The sequence below is a fragment of the Janthinobacterium sp. GW822-FHT07H10 genome, assembly GCF_058798675.1.
On sequence record NZ_JBXAKS010000009.1, the window covers coordinates 245,318 to 260,936 of the forward strand.

The following is a 15,619-nucleotide window of genomic DNA, read 5'->3' on the forward strand; positions in this document are numbered from 1 at the left end:
AGTAAGTTCCTGCAGAATAGGCATAAAATTATCCTGTAACAAGACCATAACTTATACTGGTATAACTACTACCATAAAACCCTGAGTCCTGAACCCTGCCATGTCGAACAAACTCGCCGAATTCATCCGCGCCCGGCGCGAAGCCTTCACCCCCGCCATGGCGGGCGTGCCCGGTGGCGGGCGGCGGCGCACGCCCGGCTTGCGGCGCGAAGAGCTGGCGCAGCTGTGCGACGTCAGTCCCACCTGGCTGACGTGGCTGGAGCAGGGGCGGCCCGTGTCGGCCTCGGCCAGGATGCTGGCGCGCCTGGCCCAGGTGCTGCAGCTGAGCGTGGCCGAGCGCGCCTATCTGTTCGAAGTGGCTGACAGGCATGACCCCAGCCAGGGGGCAGGCGAGGGCGATGGTCCCGCCGCCGCCGAACTGGCGGCCATCGTTGCCGCCATCGCTGCCCCCGCCTATATCCTGGACCGGGCATGGAATGCCGTGGCATGGAATGGGGCGGCGGCGATCCTGTTCGCCGACTGGCTGCGCGGCGATGCCGTCGCGCCGAACCAGCTGCGCTTCATGTTTCTCGAGCCGTGCGCGCGTGCCCTGGTCGTCGGCTGGCCCGAGCGGGCGCAGCGGCTGGTGGCGGAGTTTCGCGCCGATATCGGCCGCCATGCGGATCAGGCGCCGCTGGCCGGGCTGATCGCGGAACTGGCCGCGGCCAGCGCGGACTTCCGCCTGTGGTGGGGCGCGCAGCAGGTGCAGGGCCGCGATGGCGGCTTGCGCCGCTTCCAGCATGCGCAGCAGGGGCCGCTCAGCTTCAACCAGGTGACCCTGCACCTGGCGCGCCAGCATGAGCTGAAACTGGTGATGCTGTTGCCCGTGTAGTTGTCCCTTTGAAAATGTAAAACGGTCGCGCTTGTTATAATCAGGCTGACCGCATGGCCTTGCCATGGGGTCCTGGCTCCGGCCGTCGCCATGATGACGGTCCAAGCTGCAACGAGCAGCCGAAGTTAGCCGCATTGTCGCCAGGAGTTTCCTTTGTCTTCCCCATCCTCGAACCTGCGCAGCATCTATGTGATGCTGGCCGCGGTCGCCATGTTTTCCCTGATGGACACAGCCATGAAGCTGTTGTCTGCCCACTATCCCGCCATGCAGGTGACGGCCTTGCGCGCGCTGTCGTCCCTGCCGCTCGTGTGCCTGTACCTGTTGTACCGTGGCGCCTTCAGGAACGTGCTGAAAGTGCGCTGGCCGCTGCATGTGCTGCGCGGCGTGCTGGGCGTGCTGATGATCACGCTGTTCGCGTACGGCTTGAAGCGCATGTCGCTGGCCGAGACGTATGCGCTGTTCTTCGTCGCGCCCTTGCTGATCACGGTCCTGTCGGTTTTTATCCTGAAGGAAAAAGTCGACCTGGCGCGCTGGTGCGCCATCGCCGTGGGCCTGCTGGGCGTGCTGGTGGCGCTGCGCCCCGACGGTTCGGGATTCTTTTCGCTGGCCGGGCTGGCGGTGCTGGGTTCGGCCGCCTGTTACGCCATTTCCGCCGTCACGGGGCGCATCCTGAGCCGCAGCGATGCCAGCGAAAGCATGGTCTTCTGGCTGATGGTGATGATGGCCATCGGCGGCGTGGCCCTGTCGGCGCACGAGTGGGTGAGCATTCGCCGCGAGGACTGGTGGCTGCTGGCGGGCCTGTCCGTCAGCGGCTTCCTGGGCCAGCTGGCCATCACGGAGGCGTTTCGCCATGGCAAGGCATCGAGCGTGGCGCCGTTCGAATACTCGGCCCTGGCCTGGGGCATGGCCCTGGACTGGCTGCTGTGGCGCGCGCTGCCGGACCAATATACGCTGATCGGCGCGGCCATCATCATCGGCAGCGGGATTTACCTGGTGCGCCGTGAAGCCGTGCATGCGGAAAGCGAACATCCGTGAGGAACGCTTGTGGTATTTCTGGCGTGAGCCATGCCGCACCGCAACGAAAATCCGGCAAATAGATATAATCGTGGGATGTTAAAACAACGCACTATCAAACAATTGGTCCGCACCATCGGTGTCGGCTTGCATTCGGGAACCAAGGTGGAGCTGACCTTGCGTCCGGCCGCCATCGACACGGGCATCGTGTTTCGCCGTATCGACCTCGAACCCGTGGTGGAGTTTCCCGCCAGCGCCATGGCCGTGGGCGATACGCGCATGGCTTCCGTGCTGATCAAGGATGGCGCCAGGGTGTCTACCGTGGAACATCTGATGTCGGCCGCGGCCGGCCTGGGCGTCGACAATATGTATATCGACGTGAATGCGGAAGAGATTCCCATCATGGATGGTTCCGCCTCGTCCTTCGTCTACCTGCTGCAGCAAGCGGGAGTGGAAGAGCAGGAAGCGCCGAAGAAGTTCATCAAGGTCATCAAGCCGGTGGAAGTGCGCCATGGCAAGGGCGACGCGGAGAAATGGGCGCGATTGTCGCCGTACGACGGCTTCAAGCTCGATTTCTTCATCGAATTCAATCATCCGGCCGTCGATGGCACGATGCAGCGCGCCTCGGTCGACTTCGGCGACGTGTCATATGTGCATGACGTGGCGCGCGCGCGCACCTTCGGCTTCATGCAGGACGTGGAAAGCTTGCGCGGCATGGGCCTGGCGCGCGGCGGTTCGCTGGAAAACGCCATCGTCATGGATGAGTACCGCATCCTCAACGCGGATGGCTTGCGCTATGAAGACGAGTTCGTGCGCCACAAGATCCTCGACGCCATCGGCGACCTGTATCTGGTCGGCCACCCCTTGCTGGCCTATTACACGGCGCACAAGTCCGGCCACGCGCTGAACAACCAGTTGCTGCTGGCGCTGCTCGAGCAGCCGGAATCGTATGAAATCGTTTCGTTTGCCACCAACGAGGAAGCGCCGCAATCGTACCTGCGCCAGATGGAGCGCGAGTGGTCGCTGACCTGATCTGAGCGACACCTCATTAACCCTACTGCGCGTCGGTATAGGCGGCCTGCGATGCTCACCGGCTCGGCGCCCCCGTACTTCGTACGGTTGCGCTTCTTAGCCACCTCTCCCTTCCGCTCGCTACGGTTTTCTGAGGTGTCAAAATGTCGTCGGACAGTCTTAATCTTTTGATTCGCGGTGGTGGCGCACTAAACTGCGCAGTGCCGCGATCAACTGCTCGTTCTGCTTCGATGCGGGCAGGGCAGTGCTCAGCTCTTCCAGGGCCGACATGGCCTTTTCCGGCAAGACCAGCGCCCGCGTGTGCACGATGGGCGCGATGCTCTTGATGACCTGCACTTTCAGCTTGATGCCTGAAATCTGCCAGCCCTTCCTTTCCAGTTCCCCTTGCAGTTTCGGCAATTGCTGCTTGAGCTTGGCCGCCAGCGCCGCATTGGGCGTGGCCAGCACCAGCTGTCCGCTTTCGAACTGCAGGATGTCGCAATGCTCGAACATCGCCGGCAAGGCCCTGGCGCAGTCTTTTTGCAGGGCGGCCAGGCGCGTGACGGTCGGCATCAGCGATGCCATCGTCGCGTTGCCGCGCAGAAAGTCAGTTGCGCCCGTGGCGGCCGGGCCCGAACGGGCAAAGCCGTAGCCGCGGCGCGGTGCCGGAGAATAAGTGGGAGTTCGCATGGCCGAAACATATCACACTCGCCCGCGCATGACGAGCGCGGCGGCCGGCGCGCCGTTGTCTGGCCCGTCGCATTGCCTTACAGTATGGAAAATGTCCGCAATTTCTGCCATTTGTTTGTCATTAAGCTATTGTTATATGGCGCATTACCCCAACCATGTCGGGAACGCATGATAAAATCATCGTCTTTTGCCATAGTCGAACTCCGTGCGGTGACGCGATTACTACCTCGTTGTTGCCTACCGAGCTTTTTTTAACGGCGTTTTTTCAAGAATTCAAGCATGTCATTACTGACCCAGATTTTCGGTAGCCGCAACCAGCGGCTGCTCAAGCAATACCAAAAAACGGTACGCGAGATCAATGCGCTCGAGCCGACCATCGAAAAGCTGACGGATGCCGAGCTGCAAGCGAAGACGCCGGCCTTCAAGGAACGCATCGCCGGTGGCGAATCGCTCGATGCCTTGTTGCCTGAGGCGTTCGCCGTCTGCCGCGAGGCCAGCAAGCGCGTCCTGCGCATGCGCCATTTCGATGTGCAGATGATCGGCGGTATGGTTTTGCACTATGGCAAGATCGCGGAAATGGGCACGGGCGAGGGCAAGACCCTGATGGCAACGTTGCCCGCCTACCTGAACGCCTTGTCGGGCAAGGGCGTGCACATCGTTACCGTCAATGATTACCTGGCACAGCGCGATGCCGAGACCATGGGCCGCCTGTATGCCTGGCTGGGTCTGTCGACGGGCGTGAACATGTCGCAAATCGAGCACAGCGCCAAGCAGCAGGCGTACAACTCCGACATCACCTACGGCACGAACAATGAATTCGGTTTCGACTTCTTGCGCGACAACATGGTCTACGAAGCGCGCGAGCGCGTGCAGCGCAGCCTGAACTTCGGCATCGTCGATGAAGTCGACTCGATCCTGATCGATGAAGCGCGCACGCCGCTGATCATTTCGGGCCAGGCCGAGAACCATACCGACCTGTATCACAAGATCAATTCCGTGCCTGGCATGCTGACCCTGCAGATCGGCGAAGAAACGCCGGACGGCAAGGGCAAGGTCGAGGTGCCGGGCGACTACACCAAGGATGAAAAAGCGCACCAGGTGCTGCTGACGGAAGCGGGCCATGAAAAAGCCGAACGCATCCTGATGGAGATGGGCCTGCTGCCGGAAGGCGCATCGCTGTACGATTCGGCCAACATCACCCTCGTGCACCACCTGTATGCGGCCCTGCGCGCGCATGCCTTGTACTTCAAGGATCAACACTATGTGGTGCAGAACAATGAAGTGGTGATCGTCGATGAATTCACGGGCCGTTTGATGACGGGCCGCCGCTGGTCCGATGGCTTGCACCAGGCTGTCGAAGCGAAAGAGGGCGTGAAGATCCAGAACGAGAACCAGACCCTGGCCTCGATCACCTTCCAGAACTACTTCCGCATGTACGCAAAGCTGGCCGGCATGACCGGTACGGCCGATACGGAAGCGTACGAATTCCAGGAAATCTACGGCCTGGAAACGGTCGTGATCCCGCAAAACCGTCCGCTGCAGCGCAAGGACCGCCAGGATCAGGTCTACAAGTCGTCGGCGGAAAAGTACAACGCGATGCTCAACGACATCCGTGACTGCTACGAGCGCGGCCAGCCCGTGCTGGTGGGCACGACCTCGATCGAGAATTCGGAACTGCTGTCGGGTATCCTGACCAAGGCCGGTTTGCCGCACAACGTGCTCAATGCGAAGCAGCATGCGCGCGAAGCGGAAATCATCGCCCAGGCCGGCCGTCCGAAAGCCATCACCATCGCCACCAACATGGCCGGTCGCGGTACCGACATCGTGTTGGGCGGTAACGTGGAAAACCAGATCAAGTTCATCGAAGCCAATCCCGAGCTGAGCGACGCCGACAAGGCGGAGCAGGCGCAGAAGCTGCGCGATGAATGGCAATCGCTGCATGACCACGTGGTCAATGCGGGCGGCTTGCACATCATCGGCACCGAACGCCACGAATCGCGCCGCGTCGACAATCAGCTGCGTGGCCGTGCCGGCCGCCAGGGCGATCCGGGTTCGTCCCGCTTCTACCTGTCGCTCGACGACGCGCTGCTGCGCATCTTCGCGGGCGACCGCGTGCGCGCCGTGATGGACCGCCTGAAGATGCCGGAAGGCGAACCGATCGAAGCGGGCATCGTCTCGCGTTCGATCGAATCGGCCCAGCGCAAGGTGGAAGCACGCAACTTCGACATCCGCAAGCAATTGCTGGAATACGATGACGTCGCCAACGACCAGCGCAAGGTCATCTACCAGCAGCGTAACGAGCTGCTGGAAACGACCGATATTTCTGACATGATCGCCTCCTTGCGCCATGGCGTCTTCACCGACCTGGTGCACCAGTACGTGCCGCAGGAATCGGTGGAAGAGCAGTGGGATATCAAGGGCCTGGAAAACACCCTGTCCGGCGAGTGGCAGCTCGATCTGCCGTTGCAGCAGATGCTGGAAGCCGATGCGACCCTGACGGACGAAGAAATCCTGGAAAAAGTGCTGGTCGCGGCCGATGCCGTGTACCAGTCGAAGATCGATATCGTCGGCAAGGAATCGTTTGGCGGCTTCGAGCGCAATGTCATGCTGCAAAGCGTGGACAGCCACTGGCGTGAACACCTGGCGGCGCTGGACCACCTGCGCCAGGGTATCCACCTGCGCGGTTACGCGCAGAAGAACCCGAAACAGGAATACAAGCGCGAAGCGTTTGAATTGTTTGGCCAGATGCTCGACATGATCAAGAACGACGTCACCAAGCACGTGATGACGGTGCGCATCCAGTCGCGCGAAGAAGTCGATGCGGCCGAACAGGCGATGCAGCAGTCGCACGTGGAAAACGTGCACTACCAGCACGCCGAGTTCGACCCGAACGCGGCGCCGGAAGAGTTGCTGGCCCCTACGGCCGGCGGCAATATGGATAACGTCGACGACTTGAGCGTGAGCATGGGCGTCAAAGTGGGCCGCAACGACCCATGCCCATGCGGCAGCGGCAAGAAGTACAAGGCTTGCCACGGCAAGCTTGCTTAAGCCAAGCCGATAGGCTGGACAAGAACGGAGACTGCGGTCTCCGTTTTTTTATGTCTGGCACGCTTGGCTTCGGCTCAGGGAAATGCCCAGTATTGCGGCGCGCCGGATGGAATGCCCTTCAAGCCACCGCGGTTCCTTGCCCGTTGCCCCGTCTTGATCATGGTGGCGATATCGGTCAGCAAGACGCGGTTGCTGGCGAAGTAATCATGGCCCATGAAATTCATGATGACGGCCGAGGCGTCGACGAGTTCCATGCCGGGTATGCCGACGACGGGGCCGCGGATGTCGCCTATCCTGTCCCAGTCGGCAAAATTGTAGGAGGCGCGCATCGCCTTGTCGTTCGCGGAAGCGTACAGGGTGGCGGGGAGCCTGAGGCTGGCGAAGCGGGGGGCGATCTGGTCGCGGAAGACATCGGCATTGATGTCCGGCGCCGCCAGCACCACCTGCTTGAACAGGGGCAGCAGGTCGGGGCGCCGTTCCAGCAGGCTGGCCAGGGCCAGCGTCATCGGGCGGTTGCCCATGCTGTGGGCGATGATGTAGATATCCGTGGCGGACGAGTGCTCCGCGAAGTCGGCCAGGAAGGCTTGCAGGTGCGCCTGCGTCCATTCGACCGAATTCTGGTCGTATTCGTAGCCGGCCAGAGTGCCTTTCGACGGCCAGCTGTAGAACACGGGCAGGGCGCCGATATCGAGGTCGACCGCCATCTGCGCCGTGCGCCGGGCGGCGTCGTCGAACGAATTGCTGTAGCCATGGATATAGATGAAGGCGGCGCGGCGTTCCGGGGCGGCCTGTATCCTGGCCTTGACGGTGGCGAGGAAATCCGCGCGCGACAGGCGCGTGCCTCCCTTGACCAGCACATATTGTTGCGCATCGTCGCCGGACAGGATGTCGTACCAGGGCGGCAGCGGCAGTTCGCCCGGCGCTCTTTTTTCAGGGATGCTGACGAGGACGCTGCCGTAGCTCAGGTAGGGTACCGTGCGGTTCGGCTGCCAGCCATAGTTGCGGCTGGCGGGCTGGTATTGCCTGTCGGTGGCGTAATACACGGTGACGTGCACGGCGCCGTCTGGCGGCGGATCGTTGTCGGACTTCAGCGTGGCGCTGCTGCCGGCCAGGTTGCCCAGGTTGCCGAGCAAGCCGCCGATGCCCGACCAGGAGCTGCTCCATGGGAAGGTGGATGGTGGCCGCCCCCCGGTCGTGGGGGGCAATGCTGCGGCTGGCGGCGTTTCGGCGGCCGGCGGCGCTGTGGAGGACGGTTCAGTGGCGTGGTCGACTGCGCGATCGTTTGCTCCAGGCGGGGCCGTACAGGCCGTCAGCCAGGCCAGCAGGCAAAGCAGGCATAGGAGGCGGTGCAGCAGGCCTGAGGGTCCTGCGCCGTTGCGTGGCATTCGGTATGACTGAGCATGCGCCATGACATCCTCCCTGGGCGGCGCGCTTGCCAGACTCGCTATCGTCTGTTTCTATACCTTAGCGCCGCCAGGCGGCAGCGTTCTGATAAATCGCAAGGACCTTGCTGCCGGCCCCCATCGGCGCTGCCCGGGCCGCCGCGACGATTCCCTTGCCGCATGTTCACCCGGGCCGCGAAGGCGCTACAATAGCGCTTCCATTTTCCCACGCAGAAGAACTCATATGGCCGTCAATTCTCCCAAGCCCATCGCCGCCGACCTGAAAGCCGTTGCCGGCATTGAAATCGGTGTTGCCGAAGCCGGCATCAAGAAACCCAACCGCAAGGATTTGCTGGTGTTGAAACTGGCGCCGACGGCCACCGTGGCCGGCGTCTTCACCCTGAACCGCTTCTGCGCCGCACCGGTGCAAATCTCGAAAGCCAACCTGGCCGCCGTGACGGCAGGCGCGGCACCGATCCGCGCGCTGCTGGTCAACACGGGCAATGCGAATGCGGGCACGGGCGAATCGGGCCTGGCCGACGCGCAAGCCAGCTGCGCTGCGCTGGCCGAGCTGCTGGGCTGTACGCCGCAGCAGATCCTGCCGTTTTCCACCGGCGTGATCCTCGAGCCGCTGCCGGTGCAGCGCCTGGTGGCCGGCCTGCCGCAAGCGGTGGCCGCGCTGACTTCCGATAACTGGTTCTCGGCCGCCGAAGCCATCATGACCACCGACACGCAGCCGAAAGCCGGCTCGCGCACGGTGACCATCGCCGGCCATACGGTCACCCTGACGGGCATCAGCAAGGGCGCCGGCATGATCAAGCCGAACATGGCCACCATGCTCGGTTTCCTCGCGTTCGACGCCACCGTGGCCCAGAGCGTGCTCGATCAGCTGGTCAAGCAGGCGGCCGACAAATCGTTCAACTGCATCACCATCGACGGCGACACGTCCACCAATGACTCGTTCATGCTGGTGGCCACGGGCGCCGGCAGCCTGGTGATCGATTCCATCGACTCGCCGCACTACGCGGCACTGGCGGCGGCCGTCACCGAACTGTCGACCTTCCTGGCGCAAGCGATCGTGCGCGACGGCGAAGGCGCGACCAAGTTCATGACGGTCACCGTGGAAGACGGCCGCAACGTGGAAGAATGCCGCAAGATCGCCTATTCCATCGCCCATTCGCCGCTGGTCAAGACGGCCTTCTTCGCTTCCGACCCGAATCTGGGCCGCATCCTGGCCGCCATCGGCTACGCCGGCGTGGACGACCTCGACGTGGGCCAGCTGAACCTGTACCTGGACGACGTGTGGGTGGCCAAGAATGGCGGCCGCAATCCCGATTACCAGGAGCAGGATGGCCAGCGCGTGATGCAGCAGAGCGAAATCACCATCCGCGTCAAGCTGGCGCGCGGCGATGCCACGGCGACCCTGTGGACCTGCGACCTGTCGCATGACTACGTGTCGATCAACGCCGACTACCGCTCATGACCAGCCTCGATCAATTCCTGCTGCGCGCGGAAAGCCTGCTGGCGCGCGTGGAAGCGATCCTGCCGCAAGCCGTGCCGGCGCCGGACTGGAACAGCTTTGCGTTCCGCTGGCGCCGCCGCCAGGGCGCTGCCAGTCATTTGCAGGCCGTGGCCCACGTGTCGAACATCGCGTTTGACGACTTGCACAATATCGGCACGCAAAAAGCGCAGATCGAGCAGAACACGCGCCAGTTCGTCAGCGGACGCCCGGCCAACAACGTGCTGCTGACGGGCGCGCGCGGCACGGGGAAATCGTCGCTGATCAAGGCCTGCCTGAACCAGTTCGCCGGCCAGGGCCTGCGCCTGATCGAAGTCGATAAAGCCGACCTGGCCGACCTGCCCGACATCGTCGACCTGGTGGCGGCGCGTCCCGAGCGCTTCATCATCTTTTGCGACGACCTCTCGTTTGAAGAGGGCGAGAGCGGCTACAAGGCGCTGAAAGTGGCGCTCGACGGCAGCATCGCCGCACAATCGGACAATGTGCTGATCTACGCCACCTCGAACCGCCGTCACCTGATGCCGGAACGCATGTCGGACAACAGCAGCTACAAGACGGACGACGATGGCGATCTGCATCCGGGCGAAACGGTGGAAGAGAAAATCTCGCTGTCCGAGCGTTTCGGCCTGTGGCTGTCGTTCTATCCGTTCAAGCAGGACGATTACCTCGATATCGTCGCCCACTGGCTGGCCTCGTTCGGCTGCACGCCGGAGCACATCGCCGAAGCGCGCGGCGACGCCCTGCGCTGGGCCTTGCAGCGCGGTTCGCGGTCGGGCCGGGTGGCCTGGCAATTCGCGCGCGATTACGCGGGGAAGTTGCCACAATGAGCGAAGTGACCTTGAAGGAAAAAATCCAGCCTGTCGATGTGGCCGTCGGCATCCTGATGAAGCCGAATGGCGATGTACTGCTGGGCCAACGCCCGGCCGGCAAGCCGTATGACGGCTACTGGGAGTTTCCTGGTGGCAAAGTGGAGCCGGGCGAAGCCATTCTCGATGCCTTGAAACGCGAGTTTGTCGAGGAGCTCGGCTTATATATCGACAGCGCCGAACCCTGGTGCGGCGTGGAATATGTGTATCCGCACGCCCATGTGCGCCTGCACTTCTACATCAGCCGCCACTGGCGCGGCGAACCGCAAAGCCTGGAAGGGCAGGCGTTCGCCTGGCAGGGCACGGTCGGCGTGGAACCCTTGCTGCCGGCCACCATTCCCCTGCTGGAATGGCTGGACGAGGTACGCCGGGTAGCGTTGCTGGCAACGGCCTGATTCCGCTTGCGCCAGCCATGCGGCGAGGAGCTGCATGGCTGGCGCAAGCTTTCCTCGACCTGCCCTTGTATCGGCGGCGCTTTGCGCTACAGTGCTCTAATCAGACACCGGGAGCTACGCATGGCGCTGACCCTGACCTTTACCGACACCGATGAATTGCTGCTGGCGGCGCTGCACAAGCGTGCCCGCGCGCATGGTCGCAGCATCGAGGAAGAACACCGCGACATCCTGCGCCATGCCTTGGGTCCGCTGCCGAAGCGCCCGCTCGAGGATATCTTGCGCAGCATGCCCGCCGTGGGGCTCGACACGGATTTCGAACGCCGCTCCTGATGCCTGATCCGGCTTATCTGCTGGATACGGACGTGATCGTTGCCGCGCGCCGCGGCAGCGCTGCGCCGGCGGGCGTGGGCGCTTTTTTCGAACGCGTGGCGCCCGCGGCCCGCTATGTGCCGGTGCAGGTCATCGCGCAATTGCGCGCGGGCATACAGCAAAGCTGGCGGCGCGAGGCGGCATTGGAAGCGCTGGCCCTGGAAGCCTGGCTGGAAGCACTGCTGGTCGAGTATGCGCCGCGCCTGCTCGAGTTCGACCTCGATTGCGCGCTCGTGTGTGCGCGCCTGCATGGCCGTGCCCATGCGCATGGCGTGGACGGGCAGATCGCGGCGATGGGCATCGCCTATGGCTTGACGGTGGTCAGTGGCAGACTCGGCAGTTTCGTGGCGCAGGGGCTGCGCCTGGAAAATCCGTTTATCTGATGCGTGCTTCGCGGCGTCGCATGACGCCGTAGCGGGCGAAAGGGGATGTGCTTGAGCGGCGCAGCCCTGCCTTGGCAAGGTAGCGCAGGCCGGCGCCCACGCTGCCGGTGTTGAACGCGGTTCTTATTGCGGCTTGTTGTCTTCGTCTGCCAGTGGATCCTCGAACGGATCGGCGGCGGGGATCGTGTACTTTTCCTCGGCCCAGGCGCCCAGGTCGATCTGCTTGCAGCGCTCCGAGCAGAACGGGCGGTATTTATTGGCTTCAGTCCATTCGACTTTGGCGGCACAGGTAGGGCAGTTGACTACGGTCATGGCGATTACAGTTAAAAATTGCAGAGCGTGAGCTCGAATGGGACATCGTCTTCCAGCGGCTTGGGTTTCAAGTCGCCGCCCTGGGTGGTGAAGCGCACCCACAGCATGTATTTGTTGGCGGAAATTTCCGGGATGGCGCCGCTGGTTTCATCCAGGCTCAGGCGCAGCATCTGGTAGACCTTGCCTTGCAGCATTTGCTGGTAGCTGCCGCCATTGGCGATCAGTTTCACGGGGCCGCCCGAATCGCGCAGCAGGCGCAGCACGAGGGCCAGCGCATCGAACAGCGGGGCCAGCGGGGCAAACCAGGCGTGAATATCGGCCAGCCGTTGTTCCGAGCTGCGTTTTTGCCAGGCAAAGTAGGACGGCAAGTCGAATTCGCAGGCGCCGCCCGGGATGATGGTACGGCCGCGGATGCTCATCAGCCATTCATTGTCGCGGATATTCTGCCCCGTCTTGCCTTGCGCCGCCACCAGGGCGCCGCTGACACTGTCGAGTTCTGCCAGGATAGCGTCCAGGGTTTCCGGTTCCACATTCGGATTGCTGCGATAGCCCAGCAGGCTCTGGCGCTGGCGCTCGAGCTCCTGCAGCAAGTCGGATTTCAGGTCGGCGCGGCCGGCCACTTCGAGCATATCGAAAATAGTTGCCAAAGCAACATGGTGTTGCATTGCATGTTCCTGCTGGACGAAGAACTTGAATTTGTCGTACAGGTCTTCCAGCCGCAACAAGGTACGTATGCGTTCGTTGAAAGGGTATTCGTAGACAATCAAAATAGTTCCCTTAAGTAAGGACCTGCAAACAATCCCGTGATTTTGAACCAAGCGTCGACAAATTACAAACGTTGCGACCCGATTCCCGCCATTCTTTTTGAAAATGCCAGATATAAATCGTGCAACTGGGCAATCTGCGGCTCGAGTGCTGCCAAATCGCCATTGTTATCGATCACGTCGTCGGCCGCGGCCAGACGCATGGCGCGCGTCGCCTGCGTCGCCATGATGGCCTTGACTTGTTCTTCCGATAAGCCATTGCGCGCCATCACGCGCGATACTTGCAGGCTTTCCAGGCAATCGATGACCAGCACGCGGTCGACCCGCTCCACCCATCCGCCAGACTCGACCAGCAGGGGCACGGCAAAGATCACGTAGCTGCCCGTCGCTTCGGCGGCCGCCGCCAAGGTCGCCTGGCGGATGCGCGGATGCAGGATCGCTTCCAGCCGCGCCTTGGCATCGGCATCGGAAAATACGAGAGTGCGCATCCTGGCGCGGTCCAGGGCGCCGCGCGCATCGGCATAGGCGGCGCCAAATTCCGCCACCAGGGCCGGCATGGCCGCGCCATTCGGTGCCGTCAGGCTGTGCGCGATCTGGTCGGTGTCGACGATGGTGGCGCCGCGCGCGGCGAACATGTCGGCCACCGTGCTCTTGCCGCAGCCGATGCCGCCAGTGAGTCCTACGCTGAAATAGGGCGCGTTCTGTGTTTCCATATCTGTTGTCCAATCCGGGGCAGCCATGCTGCGCGAAGAAAATCAGCCGATCAGGCCAAGCGTGAGTTGCGACAGCGGCGTGCCGTACAGCAGGGCGATGAGTCCCGCGGCGGCCAGGTAGGGGCCAAACGGAATCGGCTTGTCGCGTCCCCGCCGGGCAAACACGATCAGGCCGATGCCGACCAGGGCGCCGACCAGCGACGACAATAAGATGATTGTCGGCAACATGGTCCAGCCCAGCCAGGCACCGAGCGCCGCCAGCAATTTGAAGTCACCATAGCCCATTCCTTCCTTGCCTGTCGCCAGCTTGAAGGCCCAGTACACGCTCCACAGGGCCAGATAGCCGGCGGCCGCGCCGATGACGGCATCCTGCAGGGGCACGAAAGTACCGTTGATATTGACCAGCAGACCGGCCCACAGCAGGGGGAAGGTGAGGTCGTCCGGCAGCATTTGCGTATCGGCGTCGATGAAGGTCATGGCGATCAGCAGGTAGGCAAAGACGAGCGTGGCCAGCCCCGTCCAGCCGCTGCCGAAATGCCAGACCAGCACGGCCGACAGCGCGCCCGTGAGCAATTCCACCAGCGGATAGCGGGCCGAGATCGGTGCCTGGCAGGCGCTGCATTTTCCGCGTAGCAGCAGGTAGCTGATGACGGGAATGTTTTCCATGGCCGTGATGCGGTGGCCGCAGGCGGTGCAGTTCGAATGCGGCAGCATCAGGTTGTAGCGGTCCGTATGCGGTAACGGCTGGCCGCTTTCTTCCGCCACGTAATTATCGGAGTCGCGCTGCATCATTTTCGGGATGCGGTGGATCACGACGTTCAGGAAGCTGCCGACGATCAGGCCGAACAGGGCGGCGACGAGGGCGACGGGCAGGTTGCCGGGCGCGGCGAACAACAGGGTATCTTGCAGCATGGTGACTAGTCTGAGGTGAAGATTGTTGCCGCGCAAACATTGCCTGGCACTGCCGCAGTGTAAAACATCCGCCAGCGCATGGGGGTGTTTTGGCGGCGCGATCGTTCAAATCACGGCGCCGAGCTTAAAAATGGGCAAATACAGGGCGATCACGAGGGCGCCGACCAGCACGCCCAGCACCACCATCAGCGCCGGCTCCAGCAGCGATGCCAGGACCGATATGGTGGCTTCGATTTCCCCTTCGATGATCTCGGCCGCGCGCGACAGCATGGCGTCCAGCGCGCCCGATTCCTCGCCGATCAGCGCCAGTTGCGTCAGCAGGTCGGGAAACACGCCGGCGTGCTCCATGGCCAGGGCCAGGCTGCCGCCGGCGCGAATGTCGCGTTCGATGCGCTGCGTCGCTTCCCGGTACAACGCGTGGCCCGAGGCGGCACCCACCAGGTCGAGCGAGTCGAGCAGGGGCACGCCGGCCGCAAACATGGCGGCCAGGGTGCGTGTCCAGCGCGCGATCGCCGCCTTGCGCAGGAGCGGGCCGAACAGCGGCAAGCGCAGCGCCTGCAATTGGGCGTGGCGGCGCAAGGCGGGCCAGCGGCGCCAGGCCAGGCGCAGCAGCAGGGCGGCCACGGCCAGCGCGGCAGCCAATCCTGGCCAGTAGCGCACGAAAAAGGACGACAAACCCATGACGAGCAAGGTCGGCAGCGGCAACGGTGCGCCGAAGCTGTCGAAGACCTGGCGGAAGGCGGGCACGACCACGCTCATGATGATGGCCGTGACGACGATGGCGACAAGCACGATGGCCAGCGGATACATCAGCGCACCACGCACTTGCCGCCGCAGGGCGATGGCTTTCTCCTGGTGGGTGGCCAGGCGCGCCAGTAATTCCTGCACGATGCCGGCCTGCTCGCCGGCGGCCAGCAGGTTGCAATACAGTTCGTCAAACAGCAGCGGATACTGGCGGAACGCCTGCTGCAGGCTGCTGCCCGCTTCGATATCGCTGCGCAAGTCGCGCATCAGCTGCGTGATGGCCGGCTTGGCGTGGCCCTTGCCGGCGATGTCGAAGGCATGCAGCAGCGGCACGCCGGCCGCCATCATGGTCGACAGCTGGCGCGTAAACAGGGCGATATCGTTGTGCGTGATGGCCTTGCCGGGCGCGGCGCGCGGGGCCTTGACCTTGCTGGCGAGGATGCCCTGACGCCTTAGCGCGACCTTGGCGGCGCCGGCATCGGCCGCGCGCAGGACGCCGTCCACCGTCTTGCCATGGCGGTCAGTGCCTTTCCATGCAAACCGCCGCTCGGCCGCCATGTGCGCCTCCTGCCGTCAAGGTAGCAGCGGCAGGCCAAAGCGCCAGCGACGCTGGCGGCAAGCTTGAT

General features: G+C 63.1%; 16 protein-coding genes. 9 read left to right on the top strand and 7 right to left on the bottom strand.

Going from position 1 to position 15,619, the window contains the following annotated elements; all coding sequences use genetic code 11:
- Positions 1-100: 100 nt before the first annotated feature.
- From AC1RDJ_RS20655 to lpxC, 3 genes are all read left to right on the top strand, one after another.
- On the top strand, positions 101-871 hold the full coding sequence (locus AC1RDJ_RS20655; protein WP_493028531.1) for a helix-turn-helix transcriptional regulator: 771 nt from the start codon (positions 101-103) through the stop codon (positions 869-871).
- A gap of 192 nt (positions 872-1,063) precedes the next feature.
- Entirely contained in the window at positions 1,064-1,906 is an 843-nt protein-coding gene (locus tag AC1RDJ_RS20660; protein WP_071326693.1) for a DMT family transporter, read from the top strand.
- 75 nt (positions 1,907-1,981) lie between these two features.
- Positions 1,982-2,917: a UDP-3-O-acyl-N-acetylglucosamine deacetylase gene (lpxC, locus tag AC1RDJ_RS20665; RefSeq protein ID WP_071325277.1), complete on the top strand. Its 936-nt coding sequence runs from the start codon at positions 1,982-1,984 to the stop codon at positions 2,915-2,917.
- 159 nt (positions 2,918-3,076) lie between these two features.
- Here the strand turns inward: lpxC and AC1RDJ_RS20670 are convergent, their stop codons facing one another.
- Positions 3,077-3,586: a DciA family protein gene (locus tag AC1RDJ_RS20670; RefSeq protein ID WP_071325276.1), complete on the bottom strand. Its 510-nt coding sequence runs from the start codon at positions 3,584-3,586 to the stop codon at positions 3,077-3,079.
- A 279-nt stretch (positions 3,587-3,865) separates the two neighbouring features.
- On the opposite strand from AC1RDJ_RS20670, the gene secA reads away from it, so the two are divergent.
- Positions 3,866-6,634, top strand: a complete 2,769-nt coding sequence (gene secA, locus AC1RDJ_RS20675) for a preprotein translocase subunit SecA (protein WP_289889494.1) — start codon at positions 3,866-3,868, stop codon at positions 6,632-6,634.
- Positions 6,635-6,708: 74 nt separating this feature from the next.
- Here secA and AC1RDJ_RS20680 read toward each other — a convergent pair whose 3' ends face one another.
- Positions 6,709-7,839 (bottom strand): alpha/beta hydrolase, encoded by a 1,131-nt coding sequence (locus AC1RDJ_RS20680; RefSeq protein ID WP_493028532.1) that lies wholly within the window; start codon positions 7,837-7,839, stop codon positions 6,709-6,711.
- Between the two features lie 421 nt (positions 7,840-8,260).
- Between AC1RDJ_RS20680 and argJ the strand changes: the two genes are divergently transcribed.
- From argJ to AC1RDJ_RS20705, 5 genes are all read left to right on the top strand, one after another.
- Positions 8,261-9,499 (top strand): bifunctional glutamate N-acetyltransferase/amino-acid acetyltransferase ArgJ, encoded by a 1,239-nt coding sequence (gene argJ / locus AC1RDJ_RS20685; protein ID WP_493028533.1) that lies wholly within the window; start codon positions 8,261-8,263, stop codon positions 9,497-9,499.
- Positions 9,496-10,362 (top strand): ATP-binding protein, encoded by an 867-nt coding sequence (locus tag AC1RDJ_RS20690; protein WP_493028534.1) that lies wholly within the window; start codon positions 9,496-9,498, stop codon positions 10,360-10,362. Before argJ ends, AC1RDJ_RS20690 begins: the two co-directional genes overlap by 4 nt.
- Positions 10,359-10,796: an NUDIX domain-containing protein gene (locus AC1RDJ_RS20695; RefSeq protein ID WP_071325272.1), complete on the top strand. Its 438-nt coding sequence runs from the start codon at positions 10,359-10,361 to the stop codon at positions 10,794-10,796. The genes AC1RDJ_RS20690 and AC1RDJ_RS20695 overlap by 4 nt, the downstream gene beginning before the upstream one ends.
- Positions 10,797-10,916: 120 nt before the next feature.
- The gene (locus AC1RDJ_RS20700) at positions 10,917-11,126 is read left to right on the top strand and encodes a FitA-like ribbon-helix-helix domain-containing protein (protein WP_493028535.1); all 210 of its coding nucleotides are present in this window, start codon (positions 10,917-10,919) and stop codon (positions 11,124-11,126) included.
- Positions 11,126-11,548, top strand: coding sequence for a PIN domain-containing protein (locus tag AC1RDJ_RS20705; protein ID WP_071325270.1), 423 nt, complete (start codon positions 11,126-11,128; stop codon positions 11,546-11,548). Before AC1RDJ_RS20700 ends, AC1RDJ_RS20705 begins: the two co-directional genes overlap by 1 nt.
- Before the next feature lie 123 nt (positions 11,549-11,671).
- Here AC1RDJ_RS20705 and yacG read toward each other — a convergent pair whose 3' ends face one another.
- From yacG to AC1RDJ_RS20730, 5 genes are all read right to left on the bottom strand, one after another.
- Complete coding sequence (gene yacG / locus AC1RDJ_RS20710; RefSeq protein ID WP_071325269.1) at positions 11,672-11,860, bottom strand: DNA gyrase inhibitor YacG; 189 nt, start codon at positions 11,858-11,860, stop codon at positions 11,672-11,674.
- Between the two features lie 11 nt (positions 11,861-11,871).
- Complete coding sequence (gene zapD, locus AC1RDJ_RS20715) at positions 11,872-12,627, bottom strand: cell division protein ZapD (protein WP_071325268.1); 756 nt, start codon at positions 12,625-12,627, stop codon at positions 11,872-11,874.
- Positions 12,628-12,689: 62 nt separating this feature from the next.
- Positions 12,690-13,337 carry a dephospho-CoA kinase gene (gene coaE, locus AC1RDJ_RS20720; protein WP_071325267.1) on the bottom strand — a complete coding sequence of 216 codons (648 nt, stop codon included), beginning with the start codon at positions 13,335-13,337 and terminating at the stop codon, positions 12,690-12,692.
- Between the two features lie 42 nt (positions 13,338-13,379).
- The gene (locus tag AC1RDJ_RS20725) at positions 13,380-14,249 is read right to left on the bottom strand and encodes a prepilin peptidase (protein ID WP_071325266.1); all 870 of its coding nucleotides are present in this window, start codon (positions 14,247-14,249) and stop codon (positions 13,380-13,382) included.
- A 105-nt stretch (positions 14,250-14,354) separates the two neighbouring features.
- Positions 14,355-15,551: a type II secretion system F family protein gene (locus tag AC1RDJ_RS20730; protein WP_493028536.1), complete on the bottom strand. Its 1,197-nt coding sequence runs from the start codon at positions 15,549-15,551 to the stop codon at positions 14,355-14,357.
- Positions 15,552-15,619: the final 68 nt, after the last annotated feature.